The following is an 18914-nucleotide window of genomic DNA, read 5'->3' as shown; positions in this document are numbered from 1 at the left end:
CGTCAGCTGGCCAGCGCGACGCGCGTGGCCTCGGTCGCCGGCTTCGCCGCGAACTCGGACTGGGTTGCGGGAGGTGCCGCATGCTCCGTGGGCCGCACGATCCGCGCGGGCGGCAGGCTCGCCCGTTGCCGGTACACCTTGTCCTTGAAGAACCAGTTCTTCTGCGCGCGGATGGGTTTGCAGCCTTCGTAGAAGATCAGTTCGTCGTCGGACGGTAGTTCCTTGATCTCCTGCGGAAGGAGCAGGGCGCGGCGCTCTTCCGAGTGGCTGGTCGACACCTGGTGCCCGCTGCCGCCACGGCTAGTGCTGCGCTGGCTCCTGCGGACGGTCCGGTAGCCGAGCATTTCGCTGTACGCGTTGGCATCGGCCTGCTCGCGCGGGGCGAAGACGATCTGCGCGCCATGGTTGGTGATGAAGTTCTGTGCGTCGTTCTCGCCGTAGGTGCCGTCGAGCTGGGCGCGGCTCTGCACGATGCAGAGGTCGCGCACGCCGTAGCTGGCGGAGATCGATATCCGCTTCGCCCAGACGTCGACTCTGCCCATGGCCGTGAACTCGTCCATCAGCATGAGCATCTGGTGCCTGAGATCCGGCTCTTCGCCCAACTGCTTGTCCAGGTTGTTGCCGATGACGCTGCTGAAGAAGATGTTGAGCAGCTTCGCGCTCTCGTCGAGCTTGTTGGTCGGAATGATCACGTACAGGGTGGTGAGCCGGCGGCGCAGGCTGGTCACGTCGATGTCGGTGGCGTTCGTGGCCGCCGCCAGGATGGGACTCAGGAACTGCTGTAACGGCGCCTGCATGGACGCGATGACCGACGAGAAGGTGTCTTCGGAGAGGCTCGCGAGGTTCCGGAACACGGTGCGCGTCTGCGTGCTGACGAAGGCGAAGCAGGGCTTCTTCAGGATCAGCTGCAGCATGGCCTTCGTGCCGCGTTCGCCGTCGCCGCTGGAGAGCCGCAGGATCCGTTCGAAGGACGGGAAGGCATCGGACGTGTTGACGTCGGGCCTGGGCCCAAGCGTGGTCGCCAGGCCGTGGTCCCACGCTTCGAACAGGTACGAGGCGAACGCCGTGAACGCTGCACGAGCCTGCGATATCCAGAACGGATCCTGCCCCGGCGCGTCGGGATAGAGGATGGCCGCGATGGTCTGGATCTCGCCGATGCGCTTGCCCGGGACCATGCCGTCGAGCACGGTCATCGGGTTGAAGCGATGGGTGTTGCCTGCGTCGTCGTACGGTGCCCACACGCGGATCAGCTGGCCCTGCGCTTCGCGCCAGCCGCTGGTGTCCTGGTACAGCTCGCCCTTCACGTCGAGCACCACCATCGACTCCTCGTACGAGAGCGCGACCGGCTTGGCGACGCTCGCGGTCTTGCCCGAGCGCGTCGGACTGATGGTGATGACGTGCTGGGCGCCGCCCAGCCACAGCTCCCGGCCGCGGTACTTGCCGATGAGGATGCCTTGCCTCGTGCGGGTCAGCAGGCCGGCTTTCTTCAGGTCGGCCAGCGTCGCGAAGCGGGCGTCGCCATGCGTCGACTCCGCGTCCGGGCCGTCCCGGAAGAGCGAACGCACGACGGGCCACAGCAGCGCGCACCAGGCGAGAAAGGCCAGGGCGCATCCGAGCCCGATGCCCAGTTTGATGCGCCATGCGAAGGCCCGGTACGGTGGCTCATCGAGCACCTGCGCGTAGCCCCACGCGGTATCCCAGTGCACCGGCGCGTCGATGGACAGGAGCAGGTAGATCAGGAAGCCGGACCCGTAGGCCGCGGCGGCGGACGCGACGAGCGTCGCGAGGACGATGACCAACGCCTTCCAGGCGAGCATCATGGAAACACTCCTTGTGAACGACGCGGCATGCTTACCCATGAGGTGGGCTTATGACAATCGGAAGATGTCGAACGGTGCTGTGGGCCGCTGGCTACGTGGGTTCTGGAAGCCCTTCATTCCATGGCTTGATCGTCCAAGGCATGAGAAAAAGCACAAAACGGGTGACAAGCGGGGCCGTAGGAGCGCACCTGGGCGCGATTCCCGAAAGCCCCGGCAAGACCCAATCGCGCCCAGGTGCGCTCCTACGGCGGCGGAGAGGAGCGCTTGACGCGCAAGTGAGAATCATTATCATCAACTCCGCACCCATCAGCGGAGTCAAGACCATGCTTCTTCGTACGCTCCCCCTGACCGACAACGGCGGCCGTGACAGGGTCGTGCCGCTCCGTCCGGCGCCGGTCGCCGCACGCCGCATCCAGAGCAAGAACCTGCTCGATGGATCGCGCGAACTCGTCATCGAGCACGAGGGCAGCGAGTACCACCTGCGCCTGACGCGCAACGACAAGCTGATCCTCACGAAATAAGCGTCACCCTCTCCCCGACGCCAAGCCACGCGGGTTCTCCCCGGACCGCCCAGCCAGGCACCCTTCGCAACGCTTTCGTCTTCGGGAGACGTCCATGTTCGGTTGGCTCGCATCCTTCGGCGTGCAGTCGCGCGCCCGTTCCAACGCCACCACGCGCTGGCTGCGACTGAAGCCTCGCACGCTCTTCGAGGGTCTCGGGCAGCTCGGTGGCGTGCTTTACCTCGCGCGGCAGGACATCGCGACGTCGGCCGAAGCCGCACGACCGCACGGCTGCCTGGTCGAATCCGCGGGACTCGCGCCGCTGCTGGCGACCCACCATGTCGGCCTCACCTGCGCGATCACCGCGGAAGGCCCGCGCGAGTGGATCGACTGCGTGAGCCGCGACGGCGACACGGTCGCCCGCATCTATCTCCTGCCGGACACCGATTACCTCGCGTGGGACGGCCTGTTCGCCGGCGCGATGCCGTCCGATGCGCCCGTTCACCGCGCTCCCGATCGCGACTGGCTCCGGGCGTCGCGCGCCCGCGTCCTCTGCTTCACTCGCCGCCGCATGGCCGGCTTCACCGTACTCGGCACCTGTGACGCGCCGATCTCGTCCCTCGGTCGCGGAGTCGCGCGCGACATCGCCGTGTCGGAATCGGTGGGGATCGCAGGCTGAGGTGTCTGCACCGCGCAGCCGGGTTGGAGCGGACCTGGCCGCGACATCCTTTCGCCACGACCCGGGAGCTGGCGCGCGATCGTCGAGACCGGCGCGAAAAGATGTCGCGGCCAGGTCCGCTCCCACAGGTGCGCCGGACACCGCGCGACTGTCCGGACAGTCTGTCCGCGGACACATCTTTCGACCATCGATGGGATTGTAAGTAACTGACGCGAAGCGGAAAACATGATTGGCACGGCGCTTGCTGCATGGATCGGCAAGCACCTCAGGGAAGCCAACATGATCCGCGATACCTCCGCCCAGGACCGTCTCGTCGAAGTCCGCCCGAACCGGCACCGCAAGCTCCTCCTCATCGGCGGCGGCGTCGCGGCCGTGGCGCTGCTCGCGCTGGCGGCGCCGCGCGTCGCGACGATGTTTTCGGCGGACAGCTCGGTCAGCGCGTCGCGCCTGAACTTCGCCACGGTCACCCGCGGCCCCTTCGTCCGCGACATCGCGGCCGAGGGCAAGGTGGTCGCGGCAGTGAGCCCGACCATGTACGCGGCATCCGCCGGCGCGGTCGTGCTGAAGGTGCATGCGGGCGATGTGGTGAAGAAGGGCCAGGTGCTGGCCGTCGTCACCAGCCCCGAGCTGACCAGCAAGCTCGCGCAGGAAAAATCCGCCGCCGACGCGATGGAGGTCGAGTACCTCCGTTCGCAGATCGAAGCGAAGAAGAAACGCTCCGAGCTGCAGAAGGCGTTCGACAACGCGAGCGTCGACGAGACCACCGCCGAGCGCGACCTCAAGCGCTACCAGGGCGCCTTCAGCAAGGGCGCCGTGCCCGAAGCCGATGTGGACAAGGCCAAGTCGACGCTCGACAAGGCGCAGATCACCACCAAGCACGCGAAGACCGATCTCGCGATGGACAACGACAGCCTCACGTTCGACGTGCAGGCGAAGAAGCTCGCCCACGATCGCCAGGTGCTGATGGTGAAGGACCTGGAGCGGCAGGTCGACGACCTCGAAGTGAAGTCGCCCGTCGACGGGCAGGTCGGCCAGCTCTTCATCGCCGAGCGCGCCACGGTCGCTAAGGATGCCCAGCTGCTCAGCGTCATCGACCTGTCGGCGCTCGAAGTCGAGATGAAGGTGCCGGAGAGCTTCGCGCGCGACCTCGCCATCGGCATGCCGGGCGAGATCAGCGGCAACGGCAAGCAGTGGGACGGCAAGGTGAGCGCCGTGTCGCCCGAGGTGGTGAACGGGGAAGTGTCGGCGCGCCTGCGCTTCGACGGCGAGACGCCGAAACAGCTTCGCCAGAGCCAGCGCCTCTCGGTGCGCATCCTGCTCGACCGTCGCGACAACGTGCTCACCGTGCAGCGCGGCTCGTTCGTCGACGAGAGCGCCGGCCGCTACGCCTATGTCGTCAACGACGGCATGGCGGACCGCCGCGACATCCGCGTCGGTGCGAGCAGCATCGACAAGGTCGAAATCCTGGACGGCCTGAAGGAAGGCGACAAGATCGTCGTCTCCGGCGCCGATACCTTCGGTGACGCGAAACACGTCGCCATCAGCCGCTGACCGACCACACCACACACCATCACCCGAGGGACACCCCATGCTCAAGATGACCCACCTCGCCAAGGTCTACCGCACGGAAGTCGTCGAGACCTACGCCCTGCGCGACTTCAACATCGACGTGAAGGAGGGCGAGTTCGTCGCCGTCACCGGTCCCTCGGGCTCGGGCAAGACCACCTTCCTCACCATCGCCGGCCTGCTCGAGACGTTCACGGGCGGCCACTATCACCTCGACGGCGTGGAAGTGAGCCAGCTGGACGACAACGCGCGCTCGCGCATCCGCAACGAGAAGATCGGCTTCATCTTCCAGGCGTTCAACCTCATTCCCGACCTCAACGTGTTCGACAACGTCGAGGTGCCGCTGCGCTACCGCGGCATGAAGGCGGCCGAGCGCAAGCAACGCATCATGGACGCGCTCGAGCGCGTCGGCCTCGCATCGCGCGCCAAGCATTACCCCGCCGAACTCTCGGGCGGTCAGCAGCAGCGCGTCGCCATCGCGCGTGCGCTGGCCGGCTCGCCGCGCCTGCTCCTGGCCGACGAACCCACAGGCAACCTCGACACGCAGATGGCGCGCGGCGTGATGGAGCTGCTCGAGGAGATCCATCGCGAGGGCGCGACCATCGTGATGGTCACGCACGACCCCGAACTCGCCGCCCGCGCGCAGCGCAACGTCCACGTGATCGACGGGCAGGTGGTCGACCTCGCGGAGGAACCGCGCTTCCACGCGCACGCCCAAGCCGCGCATTCCTGATCCCGACCCTACCGTCCCGGGGGCCCCATGTTCAGCTACTACCTCCAGCTTGGCCTGCGCAGCCTGCGCCGCAACCCGATGCTCACCGCGCTGATGGTGATGGCCATCGGGTTCGGCGTGGCCGCGTCGATGACCACCTATTCGGTGTTCCGCGCGACGTCGCGCGATCCGATTCCGCAGAAGTCCGACGTGCTCTTCAACGTGCAGGTGGACAACTGGGGCCCGGAGAACATCAAGAAGAACGAGCCGCCGCCGGCGCTCACGTACATCGACGCGACCACGCTGCTGCGCGCGCACAAGGCCAAGCGCCAGACGGTGACGTACCCGATCGGCGTGTCGGTCATCCCCGAGGATCCGGCGCGACTGCCGGTGCGCGAAGGCGCGTACGCGACGGGCGCCGATTTCTTCCCGATGTTCGACGTGCCGTTCCTGCAGGGCAGCGGCTGGACGCTGGACGACGATGAGAAGCACGCCAGCGTCGCGGTGATCACGAAGTCGCTCAACGACAAGCTGTTCAACGGCGGACAGAGCGTCGGCAAGCAGGTCAACCTCGACGGCCACCTGTTCCGCGTGACCGGCGTGATCGAGGACTGGGCACCGCAGCCGCTGTTCTTCGACGTGCCGAACACGCAGGGCTTCGACGAAGGCGCGGCGTTGTATGTTCCCTTCAACCGCGCGGTGGACCTGAAGTTCCCGAACGACGGCAACAACAATTGCGTGTCCGAGCCGGGCGAGGGGTGGGAGGCCTATCTGCGTTCGGAGTGCATCTGGCTGTCGCTGTGGACCGAGCTGCCGACGAAGGCCGACGAACAGGCGTATCGCCAGTACCTCACGGGTTACGCCGCCGAGCAGCAGCGCACGGGTCGCTTCCGCTGGGCGCCGAACGTCCGCCTGCGCAACGTCGTCGACTGGCTGTCGGTGCAGGAGGTGGTGCCGCCGGAATCGCAGGTGTCGCTGATCGTCTCGCTGGGCTTCCTGGCGATCTGCCTGGTGAACACGGTGGGCCTCCTGCTGGCGAAGTTCCTTCGTCGCGCTCCCGAGATCGGCGTGCGTCGCGCGCTCGGGGCCTCGCGGAAGGAAATCTACGCGCAGTTCCTGATCGAGGCGGGCACCATCGGCGTCGCCGGCGGCCTGCTGGGTCTCCTGCTGACCGGCCTCGGCGTCCTTGGCGTCGGTCTCGTCTTCCCGGAACCCATCGCGCGGCTCGCCAAGCTCGATCCGGTGCTGGTCGTGTTGACGCTCGTCGTCTCGATCGCCGCCTCGGTGATCGCCGCCTTCTACCCCACGTGGCGTGCCGCCCAGGTCCAGCCGGCCTGGCAGCTGAAGTCGAACTGAGGATCGTCCCATGCAGATCAGACCCATTCTTTCGGCCCTCCGGCGGCACAAGGCCGGCACGATCCTCATCGCGTTGCAGATCGCGCTGACGCTGGCCATCGTGTGCAACGCCCTGTTCATCGTCCACGAACGCGTCGAGCGCGTGAGCCGCACCACGGGCATGAACGAATCGGACGTCGTGGCGATCCAGAATCGCTACGTCGGTACGCCGGCGTCGTACGTGCCGCTGGTGAAGACGGACATCCAGGCCCTGCGCGCGATGCCGGGCGTGGAGGACGCGTACGCCACCAACGCCTTTCCGCTGCGCCAGGGTGGCTGGTCCACCGGCGTGCAGCTGAAGCCGGACGGCCAGAAGGACGGCGTCCAGACGGCGCTGTACTTCGGTGACGAGCACGCGCTGAAGACGCTTGGCGTGCAGCTGATCGCCGGCCGCAATTTCAACGCCGGCGAGATCACGCCTTTCAATCGCGACGATCGTCCGGCGCCGCCGCAGGTCATCGTGACCAAGAAACTCGCGGACAAGTTGTTCCCCAATGGCGATGCCCTGGGCAAGACGGTGTATTACTCCAAGGGCCGCCCCTCGACCATCGTCGGCATCGTCGCGAAGCTGACCGTGCCGTGGACCGAGGTCGACTTTCCGGAGATGGTGACGATCATGCCGCTGACGTTCAACAGCAGCTACCAGATCTTCCTGGTGCGTGCGAAGCCGGGCCAGCAGGATGCCGTGTTCAGGTCCGTGGCGAAGACGCTCTACGACGTGAACCGCATGCGCGTGCTGCCGGAGAAGTACGGCGTGCGCACGTTCGAGATGGTCCGCAGCCGCGCCTACGAAAAGGACCGCGGCATGGCGATCCTCATGAGCGTGGTCTGCGCGGTGCTGCTCGCAATCACGGCCGCCGGCATCGTGGGTCTGTCGAGCTTCTGGGTCGGGCAGCGGCGCAAGCAGATCGGCGTGCGACGGGCGCTCGGCGCGCGGCGCAGCGACATCCTGAGCTACTTCATGACCGAAAACTTCCTGATCGCGCTGGCGGGTGTCGTGGTCGGCGTGGTCCTCGCCATCGGGATGAGCCAGTGGATGTTCACGCACTTCGAGATGCAGCGTCTTTCGTTCACGTACATCCTCGTCGGCGTGGTCGCCTTGCTGGCGCTCGGTCAGGCGGCGGTGTTCGCGCCGGCACTGAAGGCCTCCAAGGTGTCGCCGGTCGAGGCCACGCGCAGCGTCTGAAGGGTCGTCGATGTTCGGTTACTACCTGGAACTCGCGCTGCACAGCTTTCGGCGAAGCAGGGCGCTGACGGCGCTGATGATCGTGGCCGTCGCCCTGGGCATCGGGGCAAGCATGACGACGTTGACCGTCCTGCACGTGCTGTCGGGCGATCCGCTGCCGGGGCGCAGCGGATCGGTCTTCCTGCCGCGGCTCGATCCACGCGACCGCGACGGCTACGACCCGTACGCCGCGCTGCCGTCGCAGGTGACGTGGACCGACGGGGTCGATCTGCTCCACGCGCGTCGGGCTGCGCGCCAGGCGTTGATGGTCGGGGGCGCGACGGCGGTGCAGTCCGACGAGCGTGAGGTCGACCCTTATCTGGTGACGGCGCGTTACACGACGGGCGATTTCTTCCCGATGTTCGGCGTGCCGTTCCGCTTCGGGGCGGGCTGGAGCGCCGCGGATGATGACGGACACGCGCGCGTCGCGGTGATCGCCGCGTCGCTGAACGATCGGCTCTTCCATGGCAGGAACAGCGTCGGTCGCACGCTCCACGTGGACGGCGCGGATCTGCGGATCGTCGGTGTGCTGGAGCCATGGCGCGCCGTGCCGCATTTCTACGACCTCGCCACCGGCGAATACGCGGGTGCCGAGGAAGTCTTCGTGCCGCTGTTCACGGCGCGCGAGCTGAAGCTGAAGCGCAACGGCGGCATCGAATGCTGGGGACAGGGCAGGACGGACGACGACAGGATCGAGTCGTCGACGTGCGTCTGGCTGCAGTTCTGGGTGCAGCTGGACGACGCGGCCGCGGTCGCGTCGTATCGCGCGTTCCTCGATGGCTACGCGCACGAGCAGGTCGCACTCGGACGCTTCACCCGGCCGTCGGCGTCGGACCTGACCAACGTGCGGCGTTACCTCGACGAGCGGCAGGTCGTACCCGGCGACGTCCGCCTGCAGGTGTGGATCGCGCTCGGCTTCTTCGTCGTCTGCCTCGTCAACACGGTGGGGCTGATGCTGGCGAAGTTCATGCGAGGCGCGGGCGAGCTGGGGGTCCGGCGGGCGCTGGGAGCATCGCGGCGCAGCGTGTTCACGCAGCTCGTCGTCGAGGCGACGCTGATCGGCGTCGCCGGTGGTGTCGGCGGTCTTCTCTTCGCGTTGCTCGGACTGGCACTGGTCCGCCTGCAGTCGACCGCCGCGGCGCAGCTGGCGCATCTCGACGGCACGATGCTGGCCGCGACGTTCGCGGCATCGATCGTCGCCACGGCGCTTGCGGGCGTCGTACCCGCGTGGCGCGCGTGCCGCGTCCCGGCCGCCCTGCAACTGAAGAGCCAATGACCATGCGCCTCGACGTGCTGCCCATCCTCTCGACGCTGCGCCGGCATCGGCTGACCGCGACGCTCCTCGTGCTGCAGATCGCGCTCACGTGCGCGATCGTGAGTAACGCCATCTTCCTGATCGGCGACCGGCTCGGCTGGATGACGACGCCCACCGGTGTCGCCGAGGATCGCCTCATGCGCATCGTCGTCTCGGACATCGGCCGGCGTGGCGACATCCACGCGCGCGCGCAGGCCGATCTCGCCGAACTGCGTGGGTTGCCCGGTGTCGAGGCCGCGACGATCGGCAACTCCCTGCCGTTCAGCGGTACCACGTGGAACAGCGACGTGAGCCGGTCGCCCGTGCAGGGCGCGCCGGCCACCGCCGTCACCCTCTACTACGGCGAGGGCCTGGCGGAGCTCCTCGGGAGTCGCCTCGTCGCGGGGCGTTTCTTTCGTTCCGACGAATACGCGTGGCTCGACGATCATCTGCAGGGGAAGGCGCCCGGTCCGACGGTGACCCTGATCACGCGCGACCTCGCCACGCGTCTGTTCGGTGACGGCGATCCGCTCGGCAGGACGTTGTACATGCATGGCGACGTCCTCCGCGTCGTCGGTGTCCTGGAACGGTTGCCCGGGGCGGCGGGTTTCACGCGCGACCGCGCCAACGACTCGATCGTCCTGCCGTGGCGGATGGTGCCGGCCTCCGGCGGCGGCTATATCGTGAGAGCGCGCGAGGGCGAGACGCAAAAGGCGCTCGTGGATGCCGTCAAGGCGCTGAAGCGGCTGGATCCGCGCCGGGTGATCGTGAGTGCGCGGACGTATCCGGCCATCCGCGCGCGATTCTTCGCCGACGACCGCGCGACCGCGGTCACGCTCGCCGCCGTCTCGATCGCGCTGCTCGTGATCACGGCGCTCGGGATCGTGGGGCTGGCGAGTTTCTGGGTCGGCCAGCGGCGACGCCAGATCGGCATCCGCCGGGCGCTCGGCGCGAGCCGCAAGGACATCCTCCGCTACTTCCAGACCGAGAACTTCCTGCTGGCGAGCATGGGGATCGGTCTCGGAATGGTGCTCGCCTACGGCATCAACATCGTGCTCATGCGCGAGTACGAATTGCCGGGCCTGCCCCTGGTCTACCTGCCCGTGGGAGCGGCGATCCTCTGGGCGCTGGGCCAGGCGGCGGTGCTGGCGCCCGCGCTGCGGGCGGCCTCGGTGCCCCCGGTGGTCGCCACCCGTGGCTAGAATGGGAAAGAATGCCGGCGGGGATGCAACCCTTTCGCCGGGAGAGGCATCCATGCGTTCATGCGAAGGGACAAGATGCGCTGCGTACTGATCATCGACGACAACCCCGCCGTGGGCGAGGCGCTTTCGCTCGCGCTGAGCCTGCGCGACATCCGCGCGCTCGTCGCGCTGACCCCAGACGACGGCCTGGCCACGCTCGCGCGCGAGCGCGTCGACGTCGTCATCCAGGACATGAACTTCACCGCCGATACGACGTCGGGTGAAGAGGGCATCGCGCTGTTCAAGCAGATCCGGTCGCGCTACACCGACCTGCCCGTGATCCTGCTCACCGCCTGGACGCATCTCGAGGCGGCGGTGGAACTCGTCAAGGCGGGCGCGGCGGATTACCTCGCCAAACCGTGGGACGACACCAAGCTGCTGGCGACGGTCGAGAACCTGCTCGAACTGTCGGAATCCACACGCGAGGTCACGCGCGCGCGCGTGGAACGGCGCCGCCGTCGCGAGGCGCTGGAAAGCCGCTACGACCTCGACGGCCTCGTTTTCGCCTCGGAAGCCATGAGCCGGACCGTCGAGCTGGCCTGCCAGGTCGCCCGCTCGGACGTGCCCGTGCTGATCACGGGGCCGAACGGCGCGGGCAAGGAACGCATCGCCGCGATCGTCCACGCCAATTCCGCGGTCCGTCGCGGTCCGTTCGTCGCCGTGAATTGCGGCGCGCTGCCGGGGGAACTGATCGAGGCCGAATTGTTCGGCGCCGACGCGGGTGCGTACACGGGCGCGAACAAGGCGCGCGAGGGCCGCTTCGAGATGGCCGACGGCGGCACCCTGTTCCTCGACGAGATCGGCAACCTGCCGTTGCCCGGGCAGATGAAGCTGCTGCGCGTGCTGGAAACGGGGCAGTTCGAACGTCTCGGCTCGGGTCGCACGCGGCATGCCAAGGTCCGCGTGGTCAGCGCCACCAACGCGGACCTGAAAGCGATGATCGCCGCGGGCACCTTCCGCGAAGACCTCTACTACCGCCTCAACGTCATCGACGTGAACCTGCCGCCGCTGTCCGAGCGCGTGGACGACGTCCTTCCGCTCGCCGAGTTCTTCCTCGACGGCCGCGCCACGCTCAGCGAGGACGCGCGCGAAGCGCTGCTGGCGCACGCGTGGCCCGGCAACGTGCGCGAACTGAAGAACGCCATCGCGCGCGCCGCGCTGCTGGCCGCCGACGGACGCATCGAGCCGGTGCACCTGAACCTGCCGCCGCCGGCGCCGGTGGCGACCCGCAACCTCGACGAGCCCAGCCGCGAATCGGTCGAGGCCGCGCTGGCGTCGGCGGGCGGCGTGGTGAGTCGCGCCGCGAGCAACCTCGGCCTCTCCCGACAGGCGCTTTACCGGCGCATGGAGCGTTACGGGCTGGCCGTTTGACCAGGGCGCGGGCATGAAGACCCTCTCGCTGGAAGGCAAGATGACGCTGGTCGTCGCCGGCTCGGCCATCGTCGGCGCGCTGGTTTTCGCCGGCGTCTCCATCTGGCCCTTCCCGCAGGTGCTCGCCTGGATCCGCGAAGTGCCGGAGAAGGCGGGCAGGGCGCCCGCGATCCACGTGGTGGAATCGTTCGACGGCCGCACCGCGCTGGTCATCTGCCTGCTGGTGCTGCTGCCGCTTTCCGCATGGGTCGCGCATGCGCTCGTGGAACCGCTGCGCCGCCTGATGCGCGCGCTGGAGAGCGCGGTGGCGAGCTATCGCGACGGCGACTTCAGCATGTCGATCGGCACCTCGCGTGGCGACGAACTCGGCGACCTGATCCGCATGCACAACACGTTGGGCCAGACGCTGCGCGACCAGCGGCAGCACCTGGCACAGCGCGAGCTGCTCCTCGATACGGTGGTGCAGAACACGCCGGTCGCCCTGATCCTCACCGACGCGGCGGGCAAGGTGACCTACGCCAACATCGCCGCGCGCCATCTGTTCAACGAGGGAAGGGCGCTCGCCGGCCTCGATTTCGGGACGGTGCTCGAATCCATGCCCGAAAGCCTGCGCGAGGCGGCGAAGGGAGGAGAAGACGCCCTTTTCTCCGTGGAGATGGAGGGGAGCGAAGAGACCTTCCATCTGTCGCAGCGTGGGTTCCGGCTGCAGGGACGCCCGCACCGGCTGCAGCTCTACCGGCGCATGACGCGCGAGCTCTCGCGGCAGGAAGTCCACACGTGGAAGCGCGTCATCCGCGTCATCAGCCACGAGCTCAACAACTCGCTGGCGCCGATTTCGTCGCTGTCGCATTCGGGCGCCGAGCTCGCCCGGCGCGGCGACCTCGCCCGATTGCCGGGCGTGTTCGCCTCGATCGGCGACCGCGCGAAGCACCTGCACAGCTTCATCGCCGGCTACGCCAGCTTCGCCAAGCTGCCGACCCCGCAGGCGCGCGAGGTGCCTTGGGGGCCGTTCCTCGACGGCCTGGCGCTGCACGCGTCGTTCCGGCTCGTGGCGGCGGCGCCCGACCAACCGGGCTGGTTCGATCCGACCCAGGTCGAACAGGTGCTGATCAACCTGATCAAGAACGCGCACGAGGCCGGCGGCGACGCGAACGAGGTCACGCTCGCGGTGCACCATGTCGGCCGCGAGATGCTGGTGGAGGTCGCCGATCGCGGCCCCGGGATGAGCGAAACGGTGCTCGCGCAGGCGCTGCTGCCGTTCTACTCGACCAAGCGGTCCGGGACGGGCCTCGGTCTGGCCCTGGCACGCGAAATTTCTGAGGCGCATGGCGGGCGCATCGCGCTGGCCAATCGCGACGGCGGTGGCCTCCGCGTGACGCTGGTGCTGCCCACGCAATCGCCTTGAGGCGCTTCCCCTATACTCCCGGAACACATCGGGAGAGGGAGAAACGGGCCATGGGAAGTCTTGTCGCGCTGGTCGTCGTGGCGGTGGTCGTGATCGTGCTGGCGAAGCTGATCCGCATCGTGCCGCAGGGCTACGAGTGGACGGTCGAGATGTTCGGCAAGTACACCGGCACCCTGACACCCGGTCTGCATTTCCTGATTCCGTTCGTCTACGCGATCGGGCGCAAGATGAACATGATGGAGCAGGTGCTCGACGTTCCCTCGCAGGACGTCATCACCAAGGACAACGCGGTGGTGCGCGTCGACGGCGTGGTGTTCTACCAGGTGCTCGACGCGGCGAAGGCGGCTTACGAGGTGTCGAACCTCGAAACCGCGGCGCTCGCGCTCATCATGACCAACATCCGCACGGTGCTCGGCTCCATGGATCTCGACGAGAGCCTCAGCCAGCGCGACGCGATCAACGCCAAGCTGCTCAGCGTGGTGGACGAAGCGACGCATCCCTGGGGCGTCAAGGTCACCCGCATCGAGATCAAGGACATCTCCCCGCCGCGCGACCTCGTCGACGCCATGGCGCGCCAGATGAAGGCCGAGCGCGAGAAGCGCGCCAACATCCTCGACGCCGAGGGCTTCCGCCAGGCGGCGATCCTCAAGGCCGACGGCGAGAAGCAGTCGGCCATCCTCGAGGCCGAAGGCAAGAAGGAAGCCGCGTTCCGTGAAGCCGAGGCGCGCGAACGCCTCGCCGAGGCCGAAGCGAAAGCCACCACGATGGTTTCGCAGGCGATCGCCGGAGGCGACGTCAACGCGCTGAACTACTTCGTGGCGAACAACTACGTCGAGGCGCTGAAGGAAATGGCGAAGTCGCCCAACCAGAAGACGTTGCTGCTTCCGATGGAAACCACGGGCATCCTCGGCTCGCTCGCCGGCATCGCGGAACTGGCGAAGGATTCGCTGGCGGCGCAGGGCCGGCCTCCGGCCGACGCCGCGCCCAACCGCACGCCGCCCCTGCCGCGCTGACGCCATGGAAAACGTCGCCATGCACTACGTCTGGTGGATCGTCGCGCTGCTGCTGATCGGCGGCGAGGTGGTGCTGCCGGGCTACTTCATGCTCTGGATCGGCATCGCGGCCGCCGCCATGGGCATCGTCCTGCTCGCCGTGCCCGACATGGGGGCCCTGGCGCAGGCCATCGTGTTCGGTGTCTTCGCGTTCGTCTCGTGTTTCGCCTACTGGAAGCTGGTGCGCCCGCGCATCGAGCGCATTCCGCACGGCAACGAGCGCCTGAACCGCCGCGGCGAGCAGCTGGTCGGCCAGCGTTTCGTCCTTTGCGAGGCGATCGTCAACGGGCGCGGCAAGGCGAAGGTCGGCGACGGCATGTGGCTCGTCGCGGGACCCGACCTGCCGCTCGGCGCGCCGGTGGAAGTCATCGGCATCGACGGCACGACCCTGCGCGTGAAGGCGGTGGACGTTGGCTGAAGCCGTGCCGCTGGCGGTACCGGTGAGTTTCGCCACCACGGCGATCAACACCCGCATCGCCTTCCTTACCGAACTCGCCCGCCGGCTGCACCAGTACGGCACCACGGCGCCGCGGCTCGAGACCGCGGTCGCGCGCTCGGCGCAACGGCTGGGTCTTTCCGCGGAGGTCTGGTCCAGCCCCACGGCCATCATCGTGTCGTTCGCGGATCTGGGACAGGGCGAAGAGAGCGTCGCCCAGGTCACGCAGGTGATGCGCCTGCCGCCCGGTGACGTGAACCTGGGACGCCTGTGCGAGGCCGACCGGATCGCGGACGCCGTCATCGACGGCAAGATGGAGCTGCGCGAAGGCTTTCATCTGCTGCGCAAACTGGGGGCGCCCGAAACCTTCCGCGCGGAACTCGGCGTCATCGCCAGCTATGGTCTCTGCGCCGCCGCCGTCGTCGCGTTGCTGCTGCACAGCTCCTGGCCCGACCTCATCACCGCCGGCGTGATCGGCGTGATCATCGGCCTCATCACCGTCGCCTCGGGCAGCCGGCCGCGCCTGGCGGCGGCGAGCGAAGCGATCAGCGCGATGGTCGCGACCGTCATCACCATCGTCGTCAGCGCCTATCTGGTGCCGCTGGCCGTGAAGTCCGTGATCCTCGGTAGCCTGATCGTGCTCATGCCCGGCATGGCGCTGACGACCGCCGTTCGCGAGATATCGAGCCAGCACCTCGTTTCCGGCGTCGCCCGCATGGGCGGCGCCATGGCGACCCTGCTCAAGCTCACGTTCGGTACCGTGGCCGCGAGCCAGCTGTGTGAGGCATTCGGCATCGAACCGCGCAACTACGCGCTGCCGCCGCTGCCCGGCTGGGCCGACTGGCCCATCCTGTTGCTGGGCGCGTTCTCGTTCGCGATCCTGTTCCGGGCCGCGCGCCGCGACTGGCTCGTCGTGATGGCCTCGGTGATCCTCGGTTATCTCGCCACCACGTGGGGCGGAAGCATCTCCGGTTCATTGCCCGGGGCGCCCTTCGGCGTCTTCGTGGGTGGCGTGCTGCTGGGCTCGCTCAGCAACGTGTACGCCCGTTACGCGCAGCAACCGGGCGCGGTGGTTCGCGAGCCGGGCATCATCCTTCTGGTACCCGGCTCGGTCAGTTTCCGCAGCGTGTCGTACCTGCTGGATCGCGACGCCTCGCTCGGCGTCGACACGGGTCTTCTCGGTGTGACCCTGCTGGTCTCGCTGGTCGCGGGGCTGCTGTTCGGCGACCTGCTGGTGGCGCCACGGCGGTCGTTGTAACCGCGACCGCACCATTCGTGGGCGCGCACCCGGGCGCGACATCGTTTCGCCCCGATTCCCAAGGTGGCGCGCCAGCTCGGGGTCGTGGCTTCAAAAGATGTCGCGCGCAGGGCGCGCTCCTACCAGAGCACGCCGCTCAGCTGGCGTATTGCGCCACGCCGTTGCCGAACGACCAGTTCTCCTTCTTCACCTCGACGAGGCTGACGAAGACATCGCCGGGCTTCACCCCCGGCGATCGGCCGAGGTTCTCGGCGATCGCCTTGTACAGGGCCTTCTTCTGCTCGACAGTGCGCGTGTCGTTGAACGTGATCTGCACCAGAACGATGTCGTCGGTGCGTTCGATGCCGAGGTAATGGGCGTCGTAGACGAGGCCTTCCGTGTCGTGTTCGGCGATGACCTGGAAACGATCGTCGGCGGGCACGCCGATGCTGACGAGGGCATCGTGCACGGCGCGGCCAAGGGCGGTGCGGTAGGCGGCATCCTTGCCGCGACGCAGATCGATCCGGACGAGAGGCATGGGTGGCTCCCTATGAGTGCCGCGGTGCGGTGATGGGGATCAGACCAGGAGGTCTTTTTCCTTCTTGCCGGCCTTGAGCGCATCGTTGAACCAGCGGGGGCGCTTGCCGCGGCCGGACCAGGTCTGCGAGGCGTCGGCGGGGTTGCGGTACTTGGCGGCGACGGTGGCGCCGGCGCGCTTCGACTTCGGGGCGCGGGCGCCGAACACGTCGTCGAACGTGAAACCCTCGGCCTTGATCAGCGCGTTGATTTTCTCGCGCAGCCGGCCGACCTTTTCCTTACGCAGTTCGGTCTGACGGGTCTGGGCCTTGGCGATCAGCTCTTCGAGCTGGTTATGGTTGAGATTCTTGATATCGACGGCCATTGGCATCTCCCATTGCGTGGATTTGATCAGCGTCGACCCGGCGAATTACGGGTCGCGTAGTGCGCGATTAATGCGGACACACTGAATTGTGACCTAATCCGCGAAATAATGTCATCCATTATCGAGACCTCTGCATGTTTCCGACGTTAGTATCGGAAACGCCCTACAGTCCGGTCTTTACGCGTGCCTTTCCCGAAATGGCGCCATTCCCTAGATGGATCATTCGCATGGGATTCGGCCGCGTATCGAGACGGGCTTAGGGCGGTCATCGCATTGGATGTTTCGCATTAATCGAATTAACCCGCGTGCATGAAAAGCACGCGGGCATAATCCATCGGACGTGCGGTTGGCTCATGCCAGGATGGCGAAGAGCTCCTCGCGCGACACGTTGCGCGCTTCGCTGTCGGTGCGCGCTCGGTATTCGAACGTGCCGGCCTCCAGGCCGCGACCGCTGACGACCACGCGGTGCGGGATGCCGATCAGTTCCATGTCCGCGAACATCGGGCCCGGGCGCAGGCCACGGTCGTCGAGCACCGCATCGATGCCTTCCTGCGCGAGCGCCTGGTAAAGCGACTCGGCGGCCTCGGCGACCACCGGGTCGTTCTTCGGATTGATGACGCATACCGCGACGCGCCAGGGCGCCATCGCATCGGTCCAGATCATGCCGGCATCGTCGTGGCGTTGCTCGATGGCCGCGGCGACGATCCGGCTGACGCCGACGCCGTAGCAACCCATGAACATGGTCCGCATCTTGCCCTGGTCGTCGAGAACGCCGGCACCCATCGCCTCGGCGTATTTCTGCCCGAGCTGGAAGATATGGCCGACCTCGATGCCGCGGCCGAGGCGGATGGTGCCCCTGCCGTCCGGGGAAGGGTCGCCCTCGACGACCTTGCGGATGTCGGCGACGCGGTTGATGCGCGCGTCACGCTGCCAGTTCGCGCCGGTGTAATGGGTGCCGTCCGCGTTGCCGCCACAGACGAAGTCCGCGAGCACGGCCGCGCTGCGATCGACGATCACCGGGATGGAATCGGGCAGGCCCACCGGACCGATGAAGCCCGGGCGCGTACCGGTCGCGGCGAGGATCTCGGCCTCGCTCGCGAGCTCGGAGTCGTCCGGCAGCTCGGGCAGGTGCGCCGCCTTCACTTCGTTGATTTCATGGTCGCCGCGCACGCAAAGGGCGACGAGGCCCTCCCGGCCACGCACGAGGATCGTCTTGACGACCTGCGACGCCGGCACGCCCAGGAACGCGGTGACCTCCTCGATCGTGCGCTGCTTCGGCGTGTCGACGCGCGTCAGCGGGGCGGACGGGGCAGGGCGTTCCGTGGCTGGCGCGACCGCTTCCGCCAGTTCGATGTTGGCGGCATAGGCCGATTCGTCCGAGAAGGCGAGGGCGTCCTCGCCGGCATCGGCCAGCACCTGGAACTCGTGGCTCGCGCTGCCGCCGATCGCACCGGTGTCGGCATCCACCGCGCGGAACGCGAGACCTAGCCGGGTGAAGATGCGGGAGTACGCGTCGTACATCACCTGGTAGGTCTCGGCGAGCGATTCCTGCGTCAGGTGGAACGAGTAGGCGTCCTTCATCAGGAACTCGCGCGCGCGCATCACGCCGAAGCGAGGGCGGATTTCGTCACGGAACTTGGTCTGGATCTGGAAGACGTTGAGCGGGAGCTGCTTGTAGCTCTTCAGCTCGTTGCGCGCGAAGTCGGTCACGACCTCCTCGTGCGTGGGGCCGTAGCAGAAGTCCTGTTCCTTGCGATCCTTCATCTTGAGCAGCTGGCCGCCGAACTTCTCCCAGCGGCCCGTCTCCTCCCACAGTTCGCGCGGCTGCACCGACGGCATCAGCATTTCCACCGCGCCCGCGCGGACCATTTCCTCGCGGACGACCTGCTCGACCTTGCGCAGCACGCGCAGGCCCAGCGGCGTCCAGGTGTACAGGCCGGAGGCGAGCTTGCGGATCATGCCCGCGCGCAGCATCAGCTGGTGGCTGGCGATTTCCGCGTCGGCGGGGACTTCCTTGGCGGTGGCGAGGTGGAACTGGCTGAGGCGCATCGGCGAGCGGTCCGGACGGTAAAGTCGGGAT

General features: G+C 67.5%; 17 protein-coding genes. 13 read left to right on the top strand and 4 right to left on the bottom strand.

Features of this window, described 5'->3' with window-relative positions:
* Window positions 1-2 precede the first annotated feature (2 nt).
* The gene (locus BMY69_RS07405) at window positions 3-1820 is read right to left on the bottom strand and encodes a type IV secretory system conjugative DNA transfer family protein (protein ID WP_255364486.1); all 1818 of its coding nucleotides are present in this window, start codon (window positions 1818-1820) and stop codon (window positions 3-5) included.
* A gap of 323 nt (window positions 1821-2143) precedes the next feature.
* On the opposite strand from BMY69_RS07405, the gene BMY69_RS07400 reads away from it, so the two are divergent.
* The 13 genes from BMY69_RS07400 to BMY69_RS07340 all read left to right on the top strand — a co-directional run bounded on the left by BMY69_RS07400 (window position 2144) and on the right by BMY69_RS07340 (window position 15954).
* Window positions 2144-2341 carry a hemin uptake protein HemP gene (locus BMY69_RS07400; protein WP_090052189.1) on the top strand — a complete coding sequence of 66 codons (198 nt, stop codon included), beginning with the start codon at window positions 2144-2146 and terminating at the stop codon, window positions 2339-2341.
* Between the two features lie 94 nt (window positions 2342-2435).
* Complete coding sequence (locus BMY69_RS07395) at window positions 2436-2999, top strand: hypothetical protein (RefSeq protein WP_090176627.1); 564 nt, start codon at window positions 2436-2438, stop codon at window positions 2997-2999.
* Window positions 3000-3278: 279 nt separating this feature from the next.
* Window positions 3279-4550: an efflux RND transporter periplasmic adaptor subunit gene (locus BMY69_RS07390; protein ID WP_090176625.1), complete on the top strand. Its 1272-nt coding sequence runs from the start codon at window positions 3279-3281 to the stop codon at window positions 4548-4550.
* A gap of 37 nt (window positions 4551-4587) precedes the next feature.
* Window positions 4588-5298: an ABC transporter ATP-binding protein gene (locus BMY69_RS07385; RefSeq protein WP_090176622.1), complete on the top strand. Its 711-nt coding sequence runs from the start codon at window positions 4588-4590 to the stop codon at window positions 5296-5298.
* Window positions 5299-5325: 27 nt separating this feature from the next.
* On the top strand, window positions 5326-6633 hold the full coding sequence (locus BMY69_RS07380; protein ID WP_090176621.1) for an ABC transporter permease: 1308 nt from the start codon (window positions 5326-5328) through the stop codon (window positions 6631-6633).
* A gap of 10 nt (window positions 6634-6643) precedes the next feature.
* On the top strand, window positions 6644-7858 hold the full coding sequence (locus BMY69_RS07375; RefSeq protein ID WP_090176617.1) for an ABC transporter permease: 1215 nt from the start codon (window positions 6644-6646) through the stop codon (window positions 7856-7858).
* Window positions 7859-7868: 10 nt separating this feature from the next.
* The gene (locus tag BMY69_RS07370; protein ID WP_090176614.1) at window positions 7869-9173 is read left to right on the top strand and encodes an ABC transporter permease; all 1305 of its coding nucleotides are present in this window, start codon (window positions 7869-7871) and stop codon (window positions 9171-9173) included.
* Window positions 9170-10393 (top strand): ABC transporter permease, encoded by a 1224-nt coding sequence (locus tag BMY69_RS07365; RefSeq protein WP_090176611.1) that lies wholly within the window; start codon window positions 9170-9172, stop codon window positions 10391-10393. The genes BMY69_RS07370 and BMY69_RS07365 overlap by 4 nt, the downstream gene beginning before the upstream one ends.
* Before the next feature lie 75 nt (window positions 10394-10468).
* Window positions 10469-11803: a sigma-54-dependent transcriptional regulator gene (locus BMY69_RS07360; RefSeq protein ID WP_090176609.1), complete on the top strand. Its 1335-nt coding sequence runs from the start codon at window positions 10469-10471 to the stop codon at window positions 11801-11803.
* A gap of 13 nt (window positions 11804-11816) precedes the next feature.
* Entirely contained in the window at window positions 11817-13208 is a 1392-nt protein-coding gene (locus tag BMY69_RS07355) for a sensor histidine kinase (RefSeq protein WP_090052208.1), read from the top strand.
* Window positions 13209-13258: 50 nt separating this feature from the next.
* Window positions 13259-14221, top strand: a complete 963-nt coding sequence (locus BMY69_RS07350; protein WP_090176606.1) for an SPFH domain-containing protein — start codon at window positions 13259-13261, stop codon at window positions 14219-14221.
* 19 nt (window positions 14222-14240) lie between these two features.
* Window positions 14241-14678 carry an NfeD family protein gene (locus tag BMY69_RS07345; RefSeq protein ID WP_255364485.1) on the top strand — a complete coding sequence of 146 codons (438 nt, stop codon included), beginning with the start codon at window positions 14241-14243 and terminating at the stop codon, window positions 14676-14678.
* Window positions 14671-15954: a threonine/serine exporter family protein gene (locus BMY69_RS07340; protein ID WP_255364484.1), complete on the top strand. Its 1284-nt coding sequence runs from the start codon at window positions 14671-14673 to the stop codon at window positions 15952-15954. Before BMY69_RS07345 ends, BMY69_RS07340 begins: the two co-directional genes overlap by 8 nt.
* Before the next feature lie 136 nt (window positions 15955-16090).
* Here the strand turns inward: BMY69_RS07340 and BMY69_RS07335 are convergent, their stop codons facing one another.
* The 3 genes from BMY69_RS07335 to BMY69_RS07325 all read right to left on the bottom strand — a co-directional run bounded on the left by BMY69_RS07335 (window position 16091) and on the right by BMY69_RS07325 (window position 18883).
* Window positions 16091-16471 (bottom strand): tautomerase family protein, encoded by a 381-nt coding sequence (locus BMY69_RS07335; RefSeq protein WP_090052214.1) that lies wholly within the window; start codon window positions 16469-16471, stop codon window positions 16091-16093.
* 39 nt (window positions 16472-16510) lie between these two features.
* Complete coding sequence (locus tag BMY69_RS07330) at window positions 16511-16834, bottom strand: H-NS histone family protein (RefSeq protein WP_090052216.1); 324 nt, start codon at window positions 16832-16834, stop codon at window positions 16511-16513.
* 351 nt (window positions 16835-17185) lie between these two features.
* Window positions 17186-18883 (bottom strand): proline--tRNA ligase, encoded by a 1698-nt coding sequence (locus BMY69_RS07325; RefSeq protein ID WP_090176601.1) that lies wholly within the window; start codon window positions 18881-18883, stop codon window positions 17186-17188.
* Window positions 18884-18914: the final 31 nt, after the last annotated feature.

Source organism: Luteibacter sp. UNC138MFCol5.1 (assembly GCF_900110505.1).
Lineage (GTDB): Bacteria > Pseudomonadota > Gammaproteobacteria > Xanthomonadales > Rhodanobacteraceae > Luteibacter.
The sequence above is the reverse complement of the archived record's forward strand: the minus strand, read 5'-3'. Positions and strand labels throughout refer to the sequence as shown.